Source organism: Achromobacter sp. GbtcB20, from assembly GCF_019091095.1.
Taxonomy (GTDB): Bacteria; Pseudomonadota; Gammaproteobacteria; order Burkholderiales; family Burkholderiaceae_B; genus Achromobacter; species Achromobacter mucicolens.
Genome location: NZ_JAGXJZ010000005.1, coordinates 1 through 22,209, shown reverse-complemented (window position 1 = coordinate 22,209; position 22,209 = coordinate 1). Strand labels below are relative to the sequence as shown.

At 66.7% G+C, this 22,209-nt stretch carries 23 protein-coding genes; 9 read left to right on the top strand and 14 right to left on the bottom strand.

Going from position 1 to position 22,209, the window contains the following annotated elements:
• Positions 1–6 precede the first annotated feature (6 nt).
• A complete protein-coding gene (locus tag KVT32_RS09180; protein WP_152383267.1) occupies positions 7–870 on the bottom strand; it encodes a universal stress protein in 864 nt (287 codons plus the stop codon).
• 223 nt (positions 871–1,093) lie between these two features.
• Here KVT32_RS09180 and KVT32_RS09175 point away from each other — a divergent pair, with 223 nt between their 5' ends.
• A complete protein-coding gene (locus KVT32_RS09175; RefSeq protein ID WP_056327560.1) occupies positions 1,094–1,732 on the top strand; it encodes a trimeric intracellular cation channel family protein in 639 nt (212 codons plus the stop codon).
• 150 nt (positions 1,733–1,882) lie between these two features.
• Positions 1,883–2,554 carry a GntR family transcriptional regulator gene (locus KVT32_RS09170; protein ID WP_056327559.1) on the top strand — a complete coding sequence of 224 codons (672 nt, stop codon included), beginning with the start codon at positions 1,883–1,885 and terminating at the stop codon, positions 2,552–2,554.
• 22 nt (positions 2,555–2,576) lie between these two features.
• Here the strand turns inward: KVT32_RS09170 and KVT32_RS09165 are convergent, their stop codons facing one another.
• Genes KVT32_RS09165 through KVT32_RS09150 form a run of 4 tightly spaced genes read right to left on the bottom strand, consistent with a single transcriptional unit; the run spans position 2,577 to position 5,537 of the window.
• Entirely contained in the window at positions 2,577–3,344 is a 768-nt protein-coding gene (locus KVT32_RS09165) for a LamB/YcsF family protein (RefSeq protein ID WP_056327558.1), read from the bottom strand.
• Positions 3,345–3,357: 13 nt separating this feature from the next.
• Positions 3,358–4,350 (bottom strand): biotin-dependent carboxyltransferase family protein, encoded by a 993-nt coding sequence (locus tag KVT32_RS09160; RefSeq protein WP_217618073.1) that lies wholly within the window; start codon positions 4,348–4,350, stop codon positions 3,358–3,360.
• Positions 4,347–5,081 (bottom strand): 5-oxoprolinase subunit PxpB, encoded by a 735-nt coding sequence (gene pxpB, locus KVT32_RS09155; RefSeq protein WP_152383270.1) that lies wholly within the window; start codon positions 5,079–5,081, stop codon positions 4,347–4,349. The genes KVT32_RS09160 and pxpB overlap by 4 nt, the downstream gene beginning before the upstream one ends.
• A 24-nt stretch (positions 5,082–5,105) precedes the next feature.
• On the bottom strand, positions 5,106–5,537 hold the full coding sequence (locus tag KVT32_RS09150; RefSeq protein ID WP_056327555.1) for a VOC family protein: 432 nt from the start codon (positions 5,535–5,537) through the stop codon (positions 5,106–5,108).
• A 145-nt stretch (positions 5,538–5,682) separates the two neighbouring features.
• On the opposite strand from KVT32_RS09150, the gene KVT32_RS09145 reads away from it, so the two are divergent.
• On the top strand, positions 5,683–6,558 hold the full coding sequence (locus KVT32_RS09145) for a LysR substrate-binding domain-containing protein (protein WP_217618147.1): 876 nt from the start codon (positions 5,683–5,685) through the stop codon (positions 6,556–6,558).
• A 97-nt stretch (positions 6,559–6,655) separates the two neighbouring features.
• Here the strand turns inward: KVT32_RS09145 and serA are convergent, their stop codons facing one another.
• The 9 genes from serA to phoB form a co-directional block, all read right to left on the bottom strand.
• Positions 6,656–7,855, bottom strand: a complete 1,200-nt coding sequence (gene serA, locus KVT32_RS09140) for a phosphoglycerate dehydrogenase (RefSeq protein ID WP_062840253.1) — start codon at positions 7,853–7,855, stop codon at positions 6,656–6,658.
• Between the two features lie 108 nt (positions 7,856–7,963).
• Positions 7,964–8,422 carry a DUF411 domain-containing protein gene (locus tag KVT32_RS09135; protein WP_142051494.1) on the bottom strand — a complete coding sequence of 153 codons (459 nt, stop codon included), beginning with the start codon at positions 8,420–8,422 and terminating at the stop codon, positions 7,964–7,966.
• Positions 8,423–8,465: 43 nt separating this feature from the next.
• The gene (locus tag KVT32_RS09130) at positions 8,466–9,410 is read right to left on the bottom strand and encodes a copper resistance protein B (protein ID WP_152383271.1); all 945 of its coding nucleotides are present in this window, start codon (positions 9,408–9,410) and stop codon (positions 8,466–8,468) included.
• Positions 9,411–9,413: 3 nt separating this feature from the next.
• Positions 9,414–11,135, bottom strand: coding sequence for a copper resistance system multicopper oxidase (locus KVT32_RS09125; protein ID WP_152383272.1), 1,722 nt, complete (start codon positions 11,133–11,135; stop codon positions 9,414–9,416).
• Between the two features lies 1 nt (position 11,136).
• A complete protein-coding gene (locus KVT32_RS09120) occupies positions 11,137–11,622 on the bottom strand; it encodes a plastocyanin/azurin family copper-binding protein (protein WP_371825575.1) in 486 nt (161 codons plus the stop codon).
• 73 nt (positions 11,623–11,695) lie between these two features.
• Positions 11,696–13,087, bottom strand: coding sequence for a heavy metal sensor histidine kinase (locus tag KVT32_RS09115; RefSeq protein ID WP_152383273.1), 1,392 nt, complete (start codon positions 13,085–13,087; stop codon positions 11,696–11,698).
• Positions 13,084–13,773, bottom strand: a complete 690-nt coding sequence (locus tag KVT32_RS09110) for a heavy metal response regulator transcription factor (RefSeq protein WP_152383274.1) — start codon at positions 13,771–13,773, stop codon at positions 13,084–13,086. Before KVT32_RS09110 ends, KVT32_RS09115 begins: the two co-directional genes overlap by 4 nt.
• Positions 13,774–13,825: 52 nt before the next feature.
• Positions 13,826–15,133, bottom strand: coding sequence for a phosphate regulon sensor histidine kinase PhoR (phoR, locus tag KVT32_RS09105; RefSeq protein ID WP_152385409.1), 1,308 nt, complete (start codon positions 15,131–15,133; stop codon positions 13,826–13,828).
• Positions 15,134–15,145: 12 nt separating this feature from the next.
• Positions 15,146–15,844 (bottom strand): phosphate regulon transcriptional regulator PhoB, encoded by a 699-nt coding sequence (phoB, locus tag KVT32_RS09100; RefSeq protein WP_006227196.1) that lies wholly within the window; start codon positions 15,842–15,844, stop codon positions 15,146–15,148.
• A 161-nt stretch (positions 15,845–16,005) separates the two neighbouring features.
• Here phoB and ubiE point away from each other — a divergent pair, with 161 nt between their 5' ends.
• From ubiE to KVT32_RS09070, 6 genes are all read left to right on the top strand, one after another.
• Positions 16,006–16,782: a bifunctional demethylmenaquinone methyltransferase/2-methoxy-6-polyprenyl-1,4-benzoquinol methylase UbiE gene (gene ubiE / locus KVT32_RS09095; protein ID WP_152383275.1), complete on the top strand. Its 777-nt coding sequence runs from the start codon at positions 16,006–16,008 to the stop codon at positions 16,780–16,782.
• A gap of 177 nt (positions 16,783–16,959) precedes the next feature.
• A complete protein-coding gene (locus tag KVT32_RS09090) occupies positions 16,960–17,961 on the top strand; it encodes a Tim44 domain-containing protein (protein ID WP_152383276.1) in 1,002 nt (333 codons plus the stop codon).
• Between the two features lie 181 nt (positions 17,962–18,142).
• Positions 18,143–18,781 (top strand): SCP2 domain-containing protein, encoded by a 639-nt coding sequence (locus KVT32_RS09085; protein ID WP_056327539.1) that lies wholly within the window; start codon positions 18,143–18,145, stop codon positions 18,779–18,781.
• Between the two features lie 3 nt (positions 18,782–18,784).
• Positions 18,785–20,338 carry a ubiquinone biosynthesis regulatory protein kinase UbiB gene (gene ubiB / locus KVT32_RS09080; protein ID WP_056327537.1) on the top strand — a complete coding sequence of 518 codons (1,554 nt, stop codon included), beginning with the start codon at positions 18,785–18,787 and terminating at the stop codon, positions 20,336–20,338.
• Positions 20,339–20,520: 182 nt separating this feature from the next.
• Positions 20,521–21,399: a ferritin-like domain-containing protein gene (locus tag KVT32_RS09075; protein WP_056327535.1), complete on the top strand. Its 879-nt coding sequence runs from the start codon at positions 20,521–20,523 to the stop codon at positions 21,397–21,399.
• Between the two features lie 19 nt (positions 21,400–21,418).
• Positions 21,419–21,907 (top strand): adenylyltransferase/cytidyltransferase family protein, encoded by a 489-nt coding sequence (locus KVT32_RS09070; protein WP_128827068.1) that lies wholly within the window; start codon positions 21,419–21,421, stop codon positions 21,905–21,907.
• Positions 21,908–22,209 lie beyond the last annotated feature (302 nt).

Below are 22,209 nucleotides of genomic sequence, written 5' to 3'. Positions count from 1 at the left end.
CCAGGATTACTCTTCGCCGCTCAGCCGCACGATCAGCACATCGCTGGGCAGGGATTCCAGCAGCCGCTCGGCCACGCTGCCGATGGCGGTGCGCAAGATGCCGGTGCGGCCATGGGTGCCCGTGACGACCAGATCGGAGCGATGGTTGAAGGAGTAATCGGCCAGCACGGTTTCGGGCTGGCCGGCTTCCAGCACCACCTTGGTCGGGCGGCCCTTGGGCAGTTCGGGCGTTTCGGCGATGAAGCGCTCGGCGCACTGTTCGGCGGTTCGGTAGAGGTTGTCCACGACCGCGTCGTCAGGCTTGGTCACGCCCTGGAACGGCACTTCGTAGGCATTGAACAAGGTGATGTCGGCATTGGGCACCAGTTGCAGCGCGGCGCGCAGCGCCTGGCGCGAGCCGTCCGAGAAATCGGTGGCGACCAGCACGTCGCGGTAGGGGCGGCGCGGACGGTTCTTGACGACCAGCACGGGTTGGCGCGCCTGGCGGGCCAGTTTTTCGACCGTGGTGCCCAGCAGCAGCCGGCCCAGCGTTTCCTGGCGGGCAATGCCGGCCACGATCAGCGAGCAGCCGAAGGTGTCGGCGGTTTCCATGATGCTGGCGACGGGCTCGCCCTTGGTGACGACGACTTCGGCGGGCACGTTGGCGGCGGCCACGTCTTCGGCCAATTCACGTTCGACAAGGGCCTTGTGGTCGGGCGACAGGCGGCGCCATACCGGCGTGGTGAGCGGCGTGGCATGGGATTCCATGACATGCAGCATGATCAGCTTGGTGTTCAGTTCCTTGGTCAACTGCAAGGCGCGGTCGAGGGCTCGGTCGCCGCGCGCACTGAGGTCGGTGGCCAGAAGTATGGGGCCAACTTGCTGTGTCATACCTAATCTCCCGGTTACGGCCAGAGAGGCGGCTCCCGCGTCCGCGCTGCCTGGCCCAATAGCGCCCGGTCGGGCACGTCTCCATTGTCTCGCCGCGAAACGAGATGGGGCTTGATCGCAATCAACACAGCTCCGAGGGTACGGGATGATGCGCGCGCAGGCAATGGCGCGCGCGCCGGCAAGGCTCAATACAATGAGGCCTGCCAACGCTACCGCCCAACCCATGTTCACCGATCTTTCGCCCGCCCTGCTGCACACGCTGTACCTGGTCGCCATCGTCGCCGAAGCCATGACGGCTGCTCTTTCGGCGGGGCGGCGCGACATGGACTGGATGGGCGTCTGCATCATCGCGTGCGTGACGGCGCTGGGCGGCGGTTCGTTGCGCGACGTGCTGCTGGGGCACTATCCGCTGACTTGGGTCGTGCATCCCGAATACCTGTGGATGACGGGCGGCGCGGCGATCCTGACCGCGCTGATCGCGCCGGTCATGCGCCGGCTGCGCAGCGTGTTCCTCTTGGCCGATGCGCTGGGGCTGGTGGCTTTCACGGTGATTGGCTGCCAGGTGGCGCAGATGATGCAGCTGCCGATCACCGTAGTGCTGATCAGCGGCATGATCACCGGGTGCGCCGGCGGGGTGCTGCGCGATGTGCTCTGCAACGAGGTCCCGCTGCTGTTCCGCAAGGAGCTGTACGCCAGCGTGTCGCTGGTGACCGGCGCGCTGTATCTGGGCTCGATGGCGCTCGGGCTGTCGGCCAATGCGTCGGTGCCCATCGCGCTGGCGGCGGGCCTCACCATGCGCCTCATGGCCCTGCGCTTCAACTGGCAAATGCCCAAGTTCGTCTACCGCGACGACTGGCACTGATCCCCGCATCGTCAGACAACGCCGTCCCTCGCGGGCAGGCACACGGCCGTCTTTTGAGTATGAAACATTATTTCTACTTGTGTTTCAAGAGATTTCGAGTATCTTGTCACGGTCTCATGTCATGCGTAGTCGCAGTAAAAGGGGAGCCGATTGGACGTCAAAGCGCCCGCCACGATTCCGTATTTCCTACAGGAACAGATTCGTGAGTTGATAGTGAACGGCACTATCCGGCCCGGACAGCCGTTACGGGAACAGGAACTGGAGCAGCGCTTCGGCACCAGCCGCAGCCCCATCCGGGAGGCGCTGCGCCTGCTGGAGCTGAGCGGCCTGGTCACGCACATCCAGCGCAAGGGCTTCCGGGTCACGCTCTATACCGAAACCCAGATCCGCCATCTGTACATGCTGCGTGCGGAACTGGAGGCGTATTGCATCCGGCAGGTCGCCGAGATGCCCGACGTCGGGCCGCTGGTGGCTGAACTTGGCACGTTGCACGAGGCCATCGTCGCCGCGATGGGCCGTCAGGACGCGCGCGGTTTCATCTCGGCCTCGCGCGACTTCTATCTGGCCGCGGCGCGCTACACCGGCAACGCGCCGTTGACCAGCATGCTCAGCAAACTGTACGAACAGATCGAACCGCTGGGCTACATGCTGGCCCGGCAATCGCTCGAAGCCAATACGATCCCGTCCTACACGGAAGGCATCATCCAGGCGCTCGGCAGCCGGGATTTCGACCGCGCCGCCGGACTGACCCGCAAGTACGTGGTGGAAGTGCTGCCGGAGATCCTGGGCGCTTACCGCGAGGCGTCGCTGGACGCCGCTTAGGAAGAGGCCTGCGCGCGCGCCTTCAGGCGCGAGGCGGCGTGCGCACCTCGATGCCGGCCTGCGTCAAGGCGCGCCGGATGCCATCGGCAAAGACCAGCGCATTGGGCTGGTCTCCGTGGATGCACAGGGTGTCGGCCTGCACCGGCACATCCTTGCCGTCAACCGACCGTACCAGGCCTTCGCGCGCCATGCGCACGACCTGTGCGACCGCGACGTCCACGTCCTCGATCATGGCGCCCGCGCGCGTGCGCGGCGTCAGCGAGCCATCGTCCTGATAGGAGCGGTCCGCGAAGACTTCGCTGGCGCACGCCAGGCCGATGGCGCGGGCCGCGTCGATCAGCTTGCTGCCGGCCAGTCCGTACAGGATCAGCGACGCATCCACATCCTTGACCGCCTGGCAGATCGCCTTTGCCAGCGGCTCATCCTTGGCCGCCATGTTGTAGAGCGCGCCGTGCGCCTTCACGTGATGCAGGCGGGCGCCTTGCGAGGCCGCGACACCCGCCAGCGCGCCGATCTGATAGACGACGATGTCGTAGGCTTCGTCGGGGCTGATCTGGATGACGCGGCGGCCGAAACCGGCCAGGTCCTGCAGGCTGGGATGGGCCCCCAGCGCAACGCCCCGGGCCAGCGCGGCGGCCACCGTCTTGCGCATGGTGGCCGGGTCGCCGCCATGGAAACCACAGGCAATGTTGGCCGAGCTGACGTACTGCAGCACGGCCGCGTCGTTGCCCATGGTCCAGGCGCCATAGCTTTCGCCCATGTCGCAGTTCAAGTCGATGCGGGTGGTCATGGCGGTTTCCTTTCTAGTTCAGCAGCGCGCGCAGCGGCGCAAGCGCGTCGTGCAATTGCGCGAACGCGCGTTCGCGCTCGCCGTCCAGGCGCTGCGCCTCGTCCAGCTCGATCCGCTGGAAACGCAGCACCTGGCCGGGTGCGGACTGCGCCAGCGCGGGCAGGTCCACGGTGGCGATCTGCGCGATCTTGGGATAGCCGCCGGTGGTTTGCCGGTCGGCCATGAGAATGATGGCTTCGCCGCCCGAGGGCACCTGCACGGTGCCAAAGCAGGCGGCCTCGGACAGCATCTGCCGCGGCTGATTCATGGTCAGCGGCCGGCCAAGCAGGCGGTAGCCCATGCGGTCGGACTGCGGACTGATGCGAAACTCGGATTCCAAAAAGGCGCGGCGGCTGGATTGCGAGAATTCGGGCCAGTGCACGCCGGGCAGGAAGCGGATGCATTCGCGCTGCTTGTTGCCCAGCGCCGCGGGCAGGTACACGCGCACCTGCCACAGCGCCTTTTGCAAGGCGGCGGTATTGCAGTCCGGCGCCAGTGGACTGCGCAGCGGAACGACGTCGCCCTTTGCCAGTGCGCGCCCCTGAAAACCGCCGAAACCGCTGCGCAGATACGTGGTCTCGCTGCCCATCACGGGCGTCAGCGCAAAACCGCCATGCACGGCCAGATACGCGCGCACGCCCGTTGCGGGCCGCGCCCCGAAGGCCAGCACGTCGCCGGGCCGCGCGATAAGCGGGCGCAACAGGGGAATGTCCTGGCCGTTCAGCGTGGCGCCCAGGTCGGCGCCGGCCAGCGCAAAGCAGGCCGGCGCGTCAAAGCGCAACGTGGGGCCGGTCAGCGTGATCTCCAGCGTGGCCGGATCGCCTTCGTTGCCCGCCAGGGCATTGGCCAGCCGGTGGGCGCGCTCGTCCATGGCGCCGGCTGCCGAAATGCCCTGATGCTGGTAGCCTTCGCGCCCGTGGTCCTGGAAGCTGGACAGCATGCCGGGCTTGATCACCGTCACGCTCATGGCCGGCTCCCCCGGATGCGGTCGAATTCGTCGGGCGTAATCGGCACGAACCGCACCGTGTCGCCGGGCTGCAGGAGCGCGGCGGGTTCCCGCGCGGGGTCGAACATGACGAGCGGCGTGGCGCCGATGATGTTCCAGCCACCGGGCAGCCGGTTCGGGTAGATCACGGTTTGCCGGTTGGCGATGGCCACCGCGCCGGCGGGCACGGCGGTGCGCGGCGACGGACGGCGGGGAATGTTCAGTTTTTCGTCGTGCACGCCGAGATAGGCGTGGCCGGGCGCAAACCCCAGCATGAACACCATGCTGCGCGGTTCGCTGTGCAACCGGATGACGTCTTCGGGCTTGATGCGGGCCGTGCGCGCGACCTCTTCCAGGTCGGGGCCGTGTTCGCCGCCATAGCAGACGGGGATGTCGACCTCGCGTCCCCCCGCGTCGGCGGTCGGGATGCCCTCGGCAAGCAGGGCCTGGATGTGCTCGGAGAGCGCCGCGTACGTGGGCCCTTCGCCATGTCCGCCCGGCCGGTAGTGCACGGCCACGGCGACGAAGGAGGGCACCACGTCGGTGACGCCCGGCAGCCGCGCGTCGCGCAGCTTGCGGGCCGCCGCCAGACAGGTCCGGCCAATGGCGGCATCGATGCGCTCGCCGAAGGAGACGATCAGGCAGCGGTCACCCTGGGGCAGGATGCGCCAGCGGGTTTCGGCCGGAGAAAGCGAATTGGAATTGACGTTCAACGGCACGAAACCTGTAGTGACGGGTTACTTGGCGAACAACGAATCCATGTTCTTGAACGCCTTGAATTCAAGCGCATTGCCCGACGGATCCAGGAAGAACATGGTGGCCTGTTCGCCCACCTCGCCCTTGAAACGGATGTAGGGCTCGATGACGAACTCGGTGCCGGCGTCGGTCAGTCGCTTGGCCATGGCTTCCCATTGTTCCATGGAAAGCACGGCGCCGAAATGGCGCACGGGCACATTGTGCGAATCGACCGCGCTGGTTGCCTTGTGGCCGCATTCGCTGGGCGCCAGGTGCGCCACGATCTGGTGGCCGTAGAAATTGAAGTCGATCCATTCGGACGAGCTGCGGCCCTCCGGACAGCCCAGCTTTTCGCCATAGAAGGCGCGGGCTTCGGCCAGGTCCCGCACGGGGAAGGCCAGGTGGAACGGCGGCAGGTTGGTTTGAGCGGACATGCAAGGCTCCGGGTCAGGCAAAAGAGGGTTATTCAGTTCAGCGAACGCCGCAATGTGTCGGCGTTATCACCAGGGCATAGTTTAGGTATTGTTTTTTTTATAGCAAAACGATATTTTTCGAGTCTTAGCATCGAAAAAATTGATTGTGCTCAAGGAATTCAAGACCTTCATCGCCGTGGCGCGGGACGGGACCTTCACCGGGGCCGGGGTCCAGCTTGGCCTGACGCAGTCCGCGGTCAGCGCCCAGATCCGGCGGCTGGAGGAATACCTGGACGTCGAGCTGTTCGACCGAGGTCCGCGCGCGGCGGCGCTCAACGCCAACGGCCGGGACATGCTGCCCCAGGCCGAAGAGCTGGTCGCCATGGCCGAGCGCATGGCGGCCTCGGCTGGCGCCGCGCACGTCAGCGGGCTGCTCCGCATCGGGGCCATCGCCTCCGTGCAGCAGGATCTTCTCGTCCATGCCGTGGGCGAGTTCCGCGCGGTCTATCCCGATGTGCGCGTGCGCATCGTGCCGGGCGTCTCGCTGTCGTTGCTGGGCCAGGTGGACGCCGGCGAAGTGGACCTGGCCGTGCTGATCCGCCCGCCCTTCGCCCTGCCGCCCGAACTGGGCTGGCAGCCGCTCATGACCGAGCCCGTCATGCTGGCCATGCCCGAATCCATGCCGGTCGCCCCGTGGCGGGAGCTGCTGGCGACCCAGCCCTTCATCCGCTACGACCGCGCCTCATTCGGGGGCCGCGTGGTCGACGTGTTCCTGAAAAAGCACCGCATCACCGTGAACGAGGCCGTGGAGCTCGACGAGATCGAGGCGATCGCGGGGATGGTGCGGCATGGCCTTGGCGTGGCGCTGCTGCCGCGCTTGCGGCGGCTGGACATGACGGGTCTGCGGCTGCTGCCGCTGGGCGAACACGCGTTTCATCGCGACATCGGCATCATCGGCCGGCTGCCGTTCGACGCGGGCAGCGTGCGCGAGAAGATCGCGCAGTGCCTGCACCGGGCGGCGGCTGAGCCGGATGGGGCGTGACCCAAGCGGATTGGGCCGGTGTCTGACACCGTTCCAGGCAACTGCCGGGCAATAAAAAAGCCCCCGAAGGGGCCCTTGCTGCCTGGCGCTTGCTGCTTTACAGCCGGTCGCAGCGGACCGTGATCGGGTGATCGCGCAAGGCGGTCATGACGATATCGTCGACCTGGCCTTCCACGTCGGTGATCACGTAGCCGATCTGGCCGCGTGTCTGCAAGGTCTGGCTGACGATGTTCAGGCCGTGCTGCGCCATCAGGTTGTCCAGCGTGCCCAGCGCGCCCGGCGCGTTGCGGTGCACGTGCAGGATGCGCGTGCCGCCGGCCTGCTCAAGGAAAGGCAGCTCGGGGAAATTGACGGCGCCCTTGGTGGTGCCGGCCTGCAGGAAGCGCACGAGTTTTTCGGCCACTTCGCGGCCGATGTTCTCCTGGGACTCTTGCGTGCTGCCGCCGATGTGCGGGGTCAGGATGACATTGGGCATGCCGATCAGCGGGCTGGCCAGCGGTTCATCGGCGCTCTTGGGCTCGGTGGGGAACACGTCCAGCGCGGCGCCGGCCAGATGACCGGATTTGAGTGCTGCGTGCAGCGCGGCGATATCAACCACGGTGCCGCGCGAAGCGTTGATCAGGATCGCGCCACGGCGCATGCGGCCGATGGTCTCGGCGTTCATGATGTTTTCGGTGGACTTGCCGCCGGGCACGTGCAACGTCACCACGTCGGCCTGCTCCAGCAGTTCGTTCAGCGTGCCGGCCGGCCGGGCGTTGCCCAGCGGCAGCTTGGCTTCCACGTCGTGATAGATGACGCGCATGCCCAGGCTTTCGGCCAGCGTGCTGATCTGCGAGCCGATGTTGCCGTAGCCGACGATGCCCAGCGTCTTGCCGCGGGTCTCAAAAGCGCCCGCGGCGCTTTTATCCCAGTGGCCCAGATGGACGCGGGCATTCTTTTCGGGAATCCGGCGCAGCAGCAGGATGGCCTCGCCCAACACCAGTTCGGCCACCGAGCGCGTGTTCGAGAACGGCGCATTGAAGACCGGAATGCCGCGCTGCATGGCGGTGTCCAGGTCGACCTGGTTGGTGCCGATGCAAAAGCATCCCACGACGCGCAGGTCGGGGTTGCCGGACAGCAGGGCGGCATCCAGGTGCGTGCGAGAACGGATCCCCGCCACTTGCACGCCGCGCAGGGCGTCGTGCAATTGCGCCGGCGGCAGGGCCGCGGCATGCGTGACGATATCGGTGTAGCCGGCGGCCTCGAAGACGGCGCGGGCGCTCGGGTGGATGTTCTCGAACAGGACGATTTGTGCCATGACTGCCAAGGGGTGGGTGAGAAACGCTTTTATTTATTGTGGACCATTTTTGCTGCGGTGCAAGGAGTAGCCATTGAAGCGTTGTGGATGAATTGTTTCAAGCCAGCCTTAGCGATAGGCCTGAAAAACCTGGGCGCCGCCACGTTTGTCGACCAGCACCACGTCGTGCGGCGTCTTGCGTCCGCCGTATTCCGGCCCGTCCATGCCGGGCGATCCCAGCGGCATGCCGGGGGCGGCCAGACCCGCTGCGTCGGGCTTTTCCAGCAACAGGCGGCGCACGTCGCTGGCGGGCACGTGGCCTTCGACCGCATAGCCATCGACCATCGCGGTGTGGCAGGAACCGTAGTTGGACATGCCGGCGTTGCGGCGGATGGGCCCGGTGTCCTCGACGTCATGCGTGGTCACGGCAAAGCCGTTGTCGCGCATGTGCTTGACCCAATCCTCGCAGCAGCCGCAGGTGGGCGTCTTCCAGACCTCGACTTTCACGGGCGCCTGCGCGGCGGCAATCGCGGGAATGCTGAGGGCCGCGGCAAGGACGAGGCGGCGCGTAAGACGGGAAACGTTCATGATGCTCCGGGGCATAAAGGGGGGATGTTCAGGCGAGGGCCGGTCAGAACCAGAACCGCACGCCCGCGATGACGGCTGCCTGCGATCGGCTTTCGCCGGCGTCCGAGGCATAGCTCGCCGTCTGGCCGAACTTCCGTTCAAAGGATACGCCAACGTAGGGGGCGAATTCGCGCGTGACCTCGTAACGCAGGCGCAGGGACAGGGATCCCTGCGACAGACCGGAACCGATGCCGCGTTGCGGGTCGTTCTTGCCGTAGACGCTGGCTTGCAGTTCGGGCGTGAATATCAGGCGCTGGGTCAGCAGCAGATCGTATTCGGCCTTCAGTGCCAGGGCGCTGCGGCCTGACGGGCCTGCATAGGCGGTGGCCGTCAGTTCGATGTTGTAGGGCAGCAAGCCCTCGACGCCGACCGCGGCCCAGTTGCGCTTGGGGCCTGCGCCGACGTCCCGGCGCGCACCCAGTTGCAGATCCCAGAAGGGCGAGATGGCGTGGCTCCAGAAGGCCTCGACCTTGCCGTCCGACCCGCCGCCGCTTTCGCGCTCGCCCTCGCTCTTGACGAGCAGGCGGTCCGTGGCGGTGCCGAACCAGAAGCGGCCATCCCATTCGAGCGCGTTCTGCCCGTTGCGATTGCGCGATGCGCCGAATTTGTCGAACAGCACCTGCCACGTGGGCGCGTTGTCCATCATGTGCGGATGGATGCCGTAGCTGTCGTAGCCGCGCGGGCCTTCGCCATCGCTTGCAGGCAGGCTGCCGATGGGCGGGGCGTCTGCGGTGGGCGCGTCATGGTTCGCCTCTGCGTGGTCCATTCCCTGGTGGTTTTCCGGGCTTTCCGGTGATGGCGCCTGGCCGTGGTCCATCGAGCCGTGGTCCATCCCGGTCATGCCGGCATGATCCATTTGCGCCGCTTGCGCCGCGGCCAAGGGGGGCGCCAGCGCGAGGGCGATGGCGCAAAGGGCCGGCGCGTGTTTCTGGAAACTGATCGGCTTCATCGTTTACTCCACCACGACCGCCCTGAACATGCCGGCCTCCATGTGATACAGCAGATGGCAGTGGTAGGCCCAGTTCCCACGCGTGTCGGCGCTGACGCGATAGCTGATGCGCTGCGCCGGGTTCAACGAGATCGTGTGCTTGCGGACCTGGAACGCGCCGTCCGGGGATTCCAGGTCGCTCCACAGGCCGTGCAGATGGATGGGATGCGTCATCATCGTGTCGTTGACCAGCACGAAGCGCACGCGCTCGCCGTGGCGCAGCACGATGGGCCGCGCGTCCGAGAACTTCACGCCGTTGAACGACCACATGTAGCGCTCCATGTTGCCCGTCAGGTGCAGCTCGATCTCGCGCGAGGGCGCGCGGTTGTCGTCGGGCTCCCGCACCGACCGCAAGTCGGCATACGTCAGCACGCGGCGGCCGTTGTCGCGCAGTCCGGGGCCGGGATCGTCCAGGCGCGTCGACACCACGTCAGGCAGCATGGAATTGCCCACGCCGCGCTCGGCAGGATAGGGGTGCCTGACCTCGACCATGCCGCCCTGGTCCGCGCCCGCGCCGTGCCCGGCGTGTCCGGCCGGCATCGGCTGCGACCCGCTCACGTCGTGGGCCATGCCCATGTCCATCATGCCCAGCACCTGCACACGGTCCATCTCGGGCACGCTTGCCTGCATGCCGGCGCGGGGCGCCAGCGTGGCGCGCGCATAGCCCGATCTATCCATGGCTTGCGAGAAGATCGTGTAGGCGCGGTCCTGCGCGGGCGTGACGATCACGTCATACGTTTCAGCGACGCCAATGCGAAATTCCTCGACATCCACGGGCCGGACATCCTGGCCGTCGGCGGCCACGACGGTCATCGTCAGGCCCGGGATCCGGACGTCGAAGTACGTCATGGCCGAGCCGTTGATGAACCGCAGCCGCACCCGCTCGCCCGGCTTGAAAAGGCCCGTCCAGTTGGCCGCGGGCGTGGCGCCGTTGGTGAGGTAGGTGTAGGTTGCGCCGGACACGTCGGCCAGATCCGTCGGATTCATGCGCATGCGTTCCCACATCAGCCGGTCAGCAAGCGCCGCGCGCCATCCCTTGTCTCCGGCGTTGTCTGCCAGGCTTTGCATGCTGGGCTGGATGCGGTTGTAGTAATCCGGCATCACCTTCAGCTTGTCGAACACGCGCATCGGGTCTTCGTCCGTCCAGTCCGACAGCAGCACCGTGTAGTCGCGGTCGGAGGCGATGGGATCGCGGTGGCGCGGGTCGATGACGATGGCGCCGTACAGGCCCGTCTGTTCCTGGAATCCCGAGTGGCTGTGATACCAGTAGGTGCCGCTTTGGCGCACGTCGAAACGGTAAGTGAACGTCTGGCCGGGGTCGATGCCGGCAAAGCTCAGGCCGGGCACGCCATCCATGCCGGTGGGCAGCAGGATGCCGTGCCAATGGATGGAGGTCTGCTCGCGCAGCCGGTTGGTGACGTGCAGCGTCACCGTATCGCCCTCGCGCCAGCGCAGCAGCGGCGCGGGCAGGCGGCCGTTGACCGTGGTGGCCACGCGCGCGGCGCCCGTGAAGTTGACGGGCGTCTCGCCGATCTCCAGGTGAAACTCGGTGCCGCGCAGTTCGGCGGCCGCTGCTGCGCCGGACTGGGCCGATGCCTGGCGCCAGCCGCCCAGGGCGGCGAGCGCGCCGCCGGCGGCCAGGCCCTGCACGAAGCGGCGGCGGGTCGTGAGCGTGTGCGCTGTCATGTCACAGCACCGAGACGGCGCCCTTCATGCCGGCGCCGTAATGGCCTGGCTCCAGGCAGCCGAAGGCCACCGTGCCGGCCTTGCCGAAGCGCCAGACGATCTGGCCGCTTTTGCCCGCGTCCAGCGACACCGCGTTGGGTTCATCGTGACGCATGCCGGGGTCCTTCATCATCATGGCGTAATGCGCCTTCAGGTCGGCGTCGGTGCCCAGCACGAGTTCGTGCCGGATCTTCCCGGCATTGCGCACGTTCAGCCGCACGGTTTCGCCGGCCTTGACATCGATGCTGGCGGGCGTGAAGCGCATGGCGTTGGTCATGTCGACGTCAATGGTGCGCGTGACGCGGGCGGGATCGCCCGGCGCGCCGATGGGCGCGGCCGCCGCGGACGGCGCGTGGCCGCCGTGCGCATGGTCGCCTGCGGCGAACGCGGCGCCGGACATCATCAGCGCCAATGCGGCGGCGCAAGTGCGTAACTGGGTGCCTTTCACGGGAATCCTTGCAATGGGAATGGGCGTGATGACACTGTAGGAAGACCGGGGTGACCCGATCCTGTCGCGCAGATTACGTTTTTGTAATGTTCGCGGCCGGCCCCGGGTTGTTGAAGGTGATGCCGACCACGGTGCCGGCGGCGCCGGACGCCGCATCCACGTCGCCACCATGCATGCGCGCAATGGCGCGGACGATGGCCAGGCCCAGGCCGTGACCTTCGCTGCGTGGCGCGCGCGTCTGGCCGGAGCGGAAAAAGCGGTCGAAGATCCGGGGCAGGTCCGCGGGCGGGATTGGCGTGCCGGGGTTGTGGACCGTGACCCGCGCCCCGCGCGCGGTGGGGGTGCACGTCAGCACGATCTCGCCGCCCGGGGGCGTCGCCTTGATGGCGTTGGAGATCAGGTTGGCCAGCGCGCGGCGCGCCAGCCCCCGGTTGGCGGCCACAGTGGCGTCGCCCACGCAGCGCAGGCGCACGGCGTGTTCTTCCAGCGTGGCCTCGTAGTATTCGGCCACCCGCCGGGCTTCGGCGGCCAGCGACACCGGCGCCAGGTCGGCGGCGCGCTCGCCGCGGTCGGCCCGCGCCAGGAACAGCATGTCGTTGACCAGCGTCTTCAGGTCTTCCAGTTCTTCCAGGTTGGATTCCAGCGCGTCGCGCAACTCGGCCGCATCGCGCGGCGACGACAGCATGACCTGCGTGCCATTGATGAGGGTCGCCAGCGGCGTGCGCAGTTCGTGCGCCACATCGGCGTTAAAGCCCTCCATCTGCTGGTAGGCGGCCTGCAGCCGGTCCAGTGTGCGGTTGAAGGACCGCACCAGTTCATGCAGCTCGCGGTCGGTGTCTTGCAGCGGCAGGCGGCGCGCCAGGTTGTCGGGCTGGATGGCCGCGGCCTGCCCGGACAGCCGCCGCGCGGGCGCCATGCTGCGCCGCACGGCCCACGCGGCCAGGACGACCGTCGCGCCAACCCACAACGCGCAGATCAGCGCCAGCGCCGTGCCGTAGGCATAGAGGAATTGCGCGCTGGTGCGCGTGCTGACCGCGACGGTCAGCTGCGCGCCGGGCAGGATGCGATCGTTCATGGCAACGCGCAGGCCCCGCATGCGCCCGCCATCCGGCGTCTGCAAGAGGACCTGCCGGCCATCCGTGGTTTCCAGCGTTTCGGGCGCGGCGCCGCCATAGACGGCCTGGCCCTGCGCGTCCACGATCCAGATGCCAAGCTGCCCCTGGCCCGCGCGCATCTGATCGAAGGTGGCCGCCAGGTCGTGCAGGCCGCTCGCGCTGTTCTGCATGTCGATCAAGTGGTCGATGAGCTCGAGCTTGCCGCTGACTTCGGTGATCTCCTGGCGCTCGACTTCGCGCTTGAGCGCCCAGAAAAGGGTGGCGCCCGCCACGCTGGAAACAAACAGCGCGATGGCGCCCAGCAGCAGCGTCAGCCGCGCCTGCATGGAGCGCACGCGGGGGCGGCTCATCCGGCGTGGCCGTCAGCAGGGCGCGATTCCAGCACGTATCCCATGCCGCGCACGGTGTGCAGCAGTTTCGTGGCGTAGGGATCGTCCAGCTTGCCGCGCAGGCGCCGCACCGCGACGTCGATGACGTTGGTGTCGCTGTCGAAGTTCATGTCCCAGACCTGTTCGGCCAGGGTGGTGCGCGACAGCACCTGCCCCTGGCGGCGCAGCAGAAGCGCCAGCAGGCTGAATTCCTTGGCGGTCAGGTCCAGCCGCTGGCCGCCGCGCTGGGCGCGCCGGCGCGCCAGATCCAGCTCCAGGTCCGCCAGGCGCAGCAGCGTGGGCTCCTGCGAGCGGCCGCGGCGCAGCAGCGCGTGCACCCGCGCCAAGAGTTCCGAGAACGCAAAGGGTTTGACCAGGTAGTCGTCGGCGCCGCCTTCCAGGCCGCGGACCCGGTCTTCCACCGCATCGCGAGCGGTCAGCATCAGGATGGGGGTGTCTTTTTGCGCGCGCACCGAGGCCAGGATCTCGAATCCATCCACGCCGGGCAGCATCACGTCCAGCACGATGAGGTCGTACGCGCCTTCAAGCGCGAGGTGGAGGCCGTCTACGCCGTCGCGCGCCACGTCCACGACGTGGCTTTGCTCCGACAGTCCCTTCTTCAGGTAGTCGGCCAGTTTGGGTTCGTCTTCGATGACCAGGATGCGCATGGCCAAAAATTTACCACCCGCGCGCCGCCGTCAGGCGGGCAGGCGGGCGGAATCATGCCGTTTCGGCGATGGCGATGCGGTCGGCGGGAAAGCGCAGCGAGAAGACGCTGCCCTTGCCGGGTTCGCTGGTGATGAGCAGTTCGGCGTCGTGCCGCATGGCGATGTGCTTGGTGATCGCCAACCCCAGCCCGGTGCCGCCGACGGCGCGCGAGCGGCCCCTGTCCACGCGGTAAAAACGTTCGGTCAGGCGCGGCAGGTGGCGCGCCGGGATGCCGATGCCGGTGTCCTGCACGCTGTAGCATGCGCCGCCTTCGGGGTCGCGTTCCCAGCGGACGGTGATGGTGCCGCCGTCCGGCGTGTAGCGCACGGCGTTGGTCAGCAGGTTGGAAAGCGCCGAGGTCAGTTCGTTTTCGGCGCCCAGCACGTCCAGGGTTTCGTCGATGTGCCAGACCAGTTGATGACGGCCGCCCGACAGCGCCTCGATCTGCTGGCGCGCCTTTTGCAGCAGTGCGCCCATGTTGACGGCGCGCGGATCGCTGCCCGGCGACGATTCCAATGTGGACAGCGTCAGCAGGTCTTCAACGATGGCCTGCATGCGGTGGGCCTGCTCGTACATCATGTCGATGTATTGTTCGCGCTGCTCTTTGGGCAGCGCCTCGTCGGGCATGTCGCGCAGCGTTTCCAGAAAACCCGCCAGCACCGTCAGCGGCGTGCGCAATTCGTGCGACACGTTGGCGACGAAGTCGCGGCGCGTCGTTTCCAGGCGTTCGATCTGGGTCACGTCGCGGGTGATGAGCAGGCGCTGGTTGCTCGCGTATGCAGTGAGCTGCATCATCATCAGCCGTTCCTGGCCTTGCTGGCCCAGCCGCACCAGAATGGGCTCGGGCCAGGACGGACGATGCGCGTATTCCACGAATTCCGGGGCCCGCAGCAGGTTCAGCAGATTGTGGCCGCGGTCGGCCGGCAGGCGCAGGCCCAGATGCTGGCGCGCCATGCGGTTGCACCAGTCGATCTGGAAATCCTCGTTCAGTGTGACGGCGCCGTCGGGCAGGGCCTGGGCAGCCGCCAGCATCCCTTGCATGGTGTCGCGGGTTTCAGCCAGCTCGCGCGCGCGGGCGCGGGTGTAACGATAGAGCGGGGCAAGAATATCGTCCCACGGGCCCACGGAGGCCGGCGGGGCGGAATCCGGGTGATTGGCCCATTTGGACACCAGCGACAGGCGCCAGCTGCGCCAGAGCAGCATGGCACACAGCGACACCGAAAACACGATCCAGCCCGCGGGGTCTCCAATGAGCCATTGCGCCAACAAGGCAAATGCCGCCCACAGGACGACCAGAATAAGGGTGCGCAGCCAGATCATCGTGCGCACGTTTTACCGCGTCGGGAGCTGTGCCGTAAACCGATAGCCGCTGCCGCGGACCGTTTCGACGTGCGCGTCATGGCCGCTGGGTTCCAGGGCCTTGCGCAGGCGGCGGATGTGCACGTCGACCGTGCGCTCTTCGACAAAGACGTGGTCGCCCCACACCTGGTCCAGGAGCTGCGAACGGGAGAACACGCGCTCGGGGTGCGTCATGAAGAAGTGGAGCAGGCGGAATTCGGTGGGGCCGATCTGCAGGGACTGGCTGTTGCCCGACAGGCGATGCGTCACCGGATCCAGCTTCAGGCCGCCGACGTCGATGACGTCGTCCGTGAGCTGGGGCGCGCGGCGGCGCAGCACGGCCTTGATGCGGGCCATCAGCTCCTTGGGCGAGAAGGGCTTGGTGATGTAGTCGTCGGCGCCGGCTTCCAGGCCGTCGACCTTGTCCTGCTCGGAGCCCTTGGCGGTCAGCATGATGACCGGGACGGCGCGGGTGCGCTCGTCGTTGCGCAGCTTGCGGGCCATGGCCAGGCCAGAGGTGCCGGGCAGCATCCAGTCCAGCAGGATCAGGTCGGGAAGCTCGGCACGGATCAGCGTCTGGGCCTGGTCGGCGTCGAAGGCGCGCAGCACCTTGTGGCCGGCGAAGGACAGGTTGACGGCGATCAATTCCTGGATGGCGGGTTCGTCTTCGACGACGAGGATGGTGCTGGACATATCGAATTGGGCACACTTCGGAGCGCCGGCGCGGCGCGAACATTGCGATAGTATGGCCGCAATATTTCAGGTATGTGACCGCGGCGCGCCATCTGGCGGGCTCGCCCGCCGCAGGCGCGCGCCCGATAGGCTACCATTGAACGATATATCGGGAATACACCATGCAAAACCCCTCCGAATCGCAACAATCCGCCGGCGCCGGCTCGACCTCCACGCACTTCGGCTTCCAATCGGTCCCCGAAAGCGAAAAGGCCCGCAAGGTTGCCGAAGTGTTCCATTCGGTCGCCCAGCGCTACGACGTCATGAACGATTTCATGTCGGCGGGCCTGCACCGCGTCTGGAAGGCGTTCACGATCGGCCGCGCGGCCATCCGCCCCGGCATGAAGGTGCTGGACATTGCCGGCGGCACGGGCGACCTGGCGCGCGCGTTCGCCAAGCGCGCCGGCCCCACGGGCGAGGTCTGGCTGACCGACATCAATGATTCCATGCTGCGCGTGGGCCGCGACCGGCTGACCGACGCCGGCCTGCTGGTGCCCGCCGCCGTGTGCGACGCCGAGCGCCTGCCGTTCCCCACCGGTTACTTCGACCGCGTCAGCGTGGCCTTCGGCCTGCGCAACATGACCCACAAGGACCGCGCGCTGGCCGAAATGACCCGCGTGCTCAAGCCGGGCGGCAAGCTGCTCGTGCTGGAGTTCTCGCGCATCGCCAAGCCCCTGTCCCCGGCCTACGACTGGTATTCCTTCAACGTGCTGCCGTGGCTGGGCAAGAAGATCGCCAAGGACGAGGCCAGCTATCGTTACCTGGCCGAATCGATCCGCATGCACCCGGACCAGGAAACCCTGGCCGCCATGCTGCGCACCGCCGGCCTGGAGCGGGTGCAGTACTTCAACCTGACGGCGGGCATCGCCGCGTTGCACGAAGGCGTGCGCCTGGGCTGACGCCCGGCGACCACGGCGGATTTCGCCACCCCGCGGGGAACTTGTGGGGCGGCAGCTTGTCCGTTATTCTTACGCCATTCAGATTACTGTAAGAAAAGTCGCGCAGATGGCCCCGCGCATTGCGGGGCCCTCCCGTTGCTCGGGGCAGCGGGGGCGCGAGTACGAGGGAGCAAACTCATGTCTAAATTCAGTCTTTCGCGCTTTGTCGCCGCGGCGCTCATCGCCGTTTCGGGCGCGGCGCTGGTGACGGCGTCGTTTGACGCCGAAGCTCGCCGCGCAGGCGGCGGCGCCAGTGTCGGCCGCCAGTCTTCCAACGTCACGACGCAGCGCCAGGCCACCACGCCGCCGGCTGCCACCAACAACACCGCGGGCGCCACCGCCGCACCGGCAGCTGCCGGCGCGGCCACGGCTGGCGCGGCAGGCGCCGCCGCCAAGAGCGGCGCCTCGCGTTGGCTGGGTCCCATCGCCGGCATCGCCGCCGGCCTCGGTATCGCCGCGCTGCTCTCCAGCATGGGCCTGTCCGGCGCTTTCCTGGAGTTCCTGTCGTCCGCGCTGTTGATCGCCGCCGTGGTCTTCGCCGTCATGTTCATCATCCGCCGTCTGCGCGGCGCCGGTCCGCGCACTGCCACGCAAGGTGCGTTCGGCGGGGCCAACAACGCCTCGGGCCAGCAACAGCAGCCCATGTGGCGTGAATCGCTGAAGCCGGGCGCCGCCGCGCCTGCCGCTCCGGTGGCCGCCGCGCCGGTCGAGCCGCCGGCTGTCCTGCCCAAGGCGGGCGACGACAACAACTGGTTCGTGCCGGGCGATTTCGACACGCCGAACTTCCTGAAGCAAGCCAAGGAACAGTTCGTTCGCATCCAGGCGGTCTGGGACAGCGGCAGCACCGACGGTCTGCGCGAATTCCTGACCGATGACCTGATCACCGAGCTCAAGCCCCAGCTGGCCGAGCGCGGCGCGGCGCCCAACAAGACCGAAGTGGTCCTGCTGAACGCCGAGATGCTGGGCATCGAGACCGTCTCCGACGGCCACCTGGCCAGCGTGCGCTTCTCGGGCATGCTGCGCGAGGCGCCGGGCACCGAAGCGTTCCGCTTCGAAGAAGTCTGGAACCTGTTCAAGCCGGCCAATGGCGGCTGGTTGCTGGCCGGCATCCAGCAGATCCCGGTGGAACACGCCAGCTAAACCTGGCGGTCCGGCTCGCAACCGGCCATCTGCCGCGGGCGCCGCAAGGCGTCCGCCCGAACCGGCCCCCAGAGGGCCGGTTTTTCAATGTGCCTACGCAAAACAGGCTCCCATCTAACCCGTTACACTCCCGATTTACCCATCAACTTCGGCAAGCCCTCTCAGGGTTCTTGCAACCGCCATGCTGCCTTTTTCGTTCCTGCCCACACCGAAGCGTCTGGCCATCAGCGCCCTCAATGCCTTGCTGCGGCGCGAGGACTGGGCGCGCGAACGCCTGGCTCGGCATGCCGGCAAGACCGTCCGGTTTGCCATGGGCGGCTTCACGCTGGGCCTGTCCATCGATAGCGAAGGGCTGGCCGATCAGGCTGATCCGGCCGTGGTGCCCGACGTGACGCTGACGGTGTCGCCCGAGAAGCTGCCGCTGCCGCGCCTGGGCGCCGGGCACGAGAAGCCGGATTTTGCCGAGGCCACGCATATTTCAGGCGACGCGGCGCTGGCCCAGGTGGTTGCCGATTTGTCCAAGCAGTTGCGCTGGGATCCGGAGGACGCGTTGGCCCGCGTGGTGGGCGACATCGCCGCGCTGCGCATCGTGGGCGGCGCGCGCGCCGTGTCGGATGGCGCGCGCACGGCGGGCAAGCGCCTGGCCGAAAACGTATCCGAATACCTGTCCGAGGAAAGCGGTGTGCTGGCGGGCCGTCCGGCCCTGGAGCAATGGCGCCTGGACCTGGCCGACCTGAATACCCGCGCCGACGCGCTGGCGCGTTCCGCGGCTGCGCTGCAAACCCGCCTGGCCACGGCCGGCGCAAAGCGGGGCGCCTGATCCATGTTCCCCTTGCTGCGCCTGTTTCGCATCATCGTTGTCTCCCTGCGCTACGGCCTGGATGAGCTGGTGCTGTCCAGCCTGAATCATCCGCTGGCCACCTGCCTGCTGCGCGTCATGCGCCTGGGCACGCGCCCGCGTTCGCCGCGCGGGCAACGGCTGCGACTTGCCCTGGAATCGCTGGGCCCGATCTTCGTGAAGTTCGGGCAGGTGCTGTCCACCCGCCGAGACCTGATCCCCGCCGACATCGCCAACGAACTGGCGCTGCTGCAGGACCGCGTGCCGCCGTTCCCGTCGGCGCAGGCAGCGGCCTGCATCGAGGCGGCGCTGGGCGCGCCGCCCGAAAAGCTGTTCGCGCAGTTCGATGTGGACCCGGTGGCGTCGGCGTCGATCGCGCAGGTGCACTTCGCGGTGCTGCACGACGGCCGTGAAGTCGCCGTGAAGGTGCTGCGTCCGGGCATGCTCAGCATCATCGAAAAAGACATGTCGCTGCTGAAGGTGGTGGCGCGCATCATCGAGCGCCTGGGCCCGGACGGCCGCCGCCTGAAGCCGCGCGAGGTCGTGGCCGAATTCGACAAGTACCTGCACGACGAGCTGGACCTGGTGCGCGAGGCCTCCAATTGCAGCCAGCTGCGGCGCAACTTCGGTCCGGAATCGGGGCGTGGCGACATGCTGATCGTGCCCGAGGTGATCTGGGAATACACGGCTTCCACCGTGTTCACGATGCAGCGCATGTACGGCATGCCGGTGGGCCAGGTCGAGCGCATGCGCGAGGCCGGCATCGACATTCCGACGCTGGCGCGCACGGGCGTCGAGATCTTCTTCACGCAAGTCTTTACCGACGGCTTTTTCCACGCCGACATGCACCCGGGCAACATCTACGTGTCGGACCGCCCGGACACGCTGGGCAGCTACATCGCGCTGGACTTCGGCATCGTGGGCTCGCTGTCCGAGTTCGACAAGAATTACCTGGCGCAGAATTTCCTGGCGTTCTTTCACCGCGACTATCGCCGGGTGGCGCAACTGCATATCGAATCGGGCTGGGTGCCGCCGGATACGCGCGAGGAAGAACTGGAAGGCGCGGTGCGCGCCGTCTGCGAACCCTATTTTGACCGGCCGTTGTCGGAGATCTCGCTGGGGCAGGTGCTGCTGCGGCTCTTCCAGACCTCGCGCCGTTTCAACGTCGAGATCCAGCCGCAGCTGGTCCTGTTGCAGAAGACCCTGCTGAACGTCGAGGGACTGGGGCGTCAGCTCGACCCCAACCTCGATCTCTGGAAGACCGCCAAGCCCTATCTGGAACGCTGGATGCGCCAGCGTGTCGGATTCAAGGGCCTGCGGCAAAGCCTGGAAAAAGAGGCAGCGCAGTGGTCGCAGATGCTGCCCGCCCTGCCCAGGCTGGTCCATGACCATCTGAGCCGCCCCAATGTCTCGCCGGCGATGCTGGCCGAGATGATGCAGCTACGTCGCGCACAAGAGCAGAACAACCGGCTGGTTGCAGCGCTGGTTGGCGTACTGGCGCTGGCGGTGGGGGTCGCGATATGGGCGCTGACCCGATAGGCGGCGCGATGATCTAGACCTTACTGTCATGTTTCATTCATGAGACGGTCATCATAGCTTCGCGGGAGACGGCGAAAAATAGCGCTGCGAGAGGTGGCATGCAGCGCCGACGCCTATAAGAACGCGCGCGCCATTCATCAATTTTCATAGCCCCACTAGCGGGACGAATACAAGGGCAGAACATGCTTTATCCTGAACTCTTCAAGACCATGGAAGCCGTGCGCTGGAACATGGCGCACGATATTCCCTGGGGCGATTTCGACCGCAGCAAGCTCTCGGACGAGCAGGCCCACACGATCAAGATGAACGCCATCACGGAGTGGGCGGCGCTGCCGGCCACCGAGATGTTCCTGCGCGACAACCGCGGCGACAGTGATTTCTGCGCGTTCATGTCGGTCTGGTTCTTTGAAGAACAGAAGCATTCCCTGGTGCTGATCGAATATCTGCGCCGCTTCCGGCCGGATCTGGTGCCCACCGAAGAAGAGCTGCACAACGTGCGCTTTGAATTCGATCAGGCGCCGGAACTCGAAACGCTGATGCTGCATTTCTGCGGCGAGATCCGCCTGAACCACTGGTACCGCCGCGCGGCCGACTGGCATACGGAGCCGGTCATCAAGGCGATCTACAAGACGGTGGCGCAGGACGAGGCCCGTCACGCGGGCGCCTACCTGCAATACATGCGCCGTGCGCTGCACGACCGCGGGCAGGAAACGAGCGAGCAAGCCCGTCTGGCGTTCTCGAAGATCGGGGTGCTGATGGCTTCGGCGGGACGCACGCAGCAGGCGCTGCATCCGACGAATCTGCACGTGAACAAGGATCTGTTCCCGAACGACACGGTGCAGTCGCGCCTGCCGGAGCCAGGCTGGCTGGAACACTGGCTGGACACGCAGATTCGCTTTGACGGCGTGTGGGAACAGAAGGTGGCCAGCCGCATCCTGCACATCCTGTCCAAGCTGATGGATCGCAGCTTCGAGACGGTGAAGGATCTGAACCGCTACCGCAAGGAAATGACGGCGCTGATCGTTCCGAAGGACAAAGAGATCATCCTGGCGGGCAGCTGATCCCTCCTATAATCGCCGCATGCCTGCCGCCCGTTTCGAATCCAAGGTCCTGTCCCGCGACGAACTCGTCGCCGCCGTCGCCGCTGGCCGCTTTCCGCGGCCGCTGGTGTTCACGAACGGGGTGTTCGACATCCTGCATCGGGGGCACGCGACGTATCTGGACCAGGCGGCGCAGCTGGGCGCGACGCTGATTGTCGCCGTGAATACCGATGAATCGGTGCGGCGGCTTGGCAAGGGGGCGGAGCGCCCGCTCAATCGCATGGAAGATCGGGCGGCGTTGCTGGCGGCGTTGGGGTTTGTGTCGGCGGTGACGTCGTTTTCCGAGGATACGCCTGAGGCGTTGATCGGGGAGCTGAGGCCGGATCTGATCGTCAAGGGTGGCGATTACGACATGGAGACGTTGCCGGAGACGGCGTTGGTGAAGACTTGGGGGGGGCGTGCGGTTGCGATTCCCTTTGAGTTCGAGAGGTCTACGACGGCGTTGGTGAAGAAGATTCAGGGCGGTTGAAGGCTTTGAATTTGATGTGCTGGATGAGTGTGAGGCGGCCTGGGTGGCCGACTTTTCTTTTGTGCTTTGGGCTTTGCAGGTTGGTGCCTTGGGCTTCGTAGGTTGGTGCTGCAGGGCTTCGTAGGCCGGTGATGCCGGGCTTTGTAGGTCGGTGCTGCACGGCTTCGTAGGTCGGTGTTGCAGATCTTCGTAGCTCGGTGTTGCAGATCTTCGTAGGTCGCCCGGCGCCGCGGTCACCGTGGGCACGATCGCCCACGATTGCGGTCCGGAGCCTTCGCTCCGGACTTCCCCCTCGTCATCTT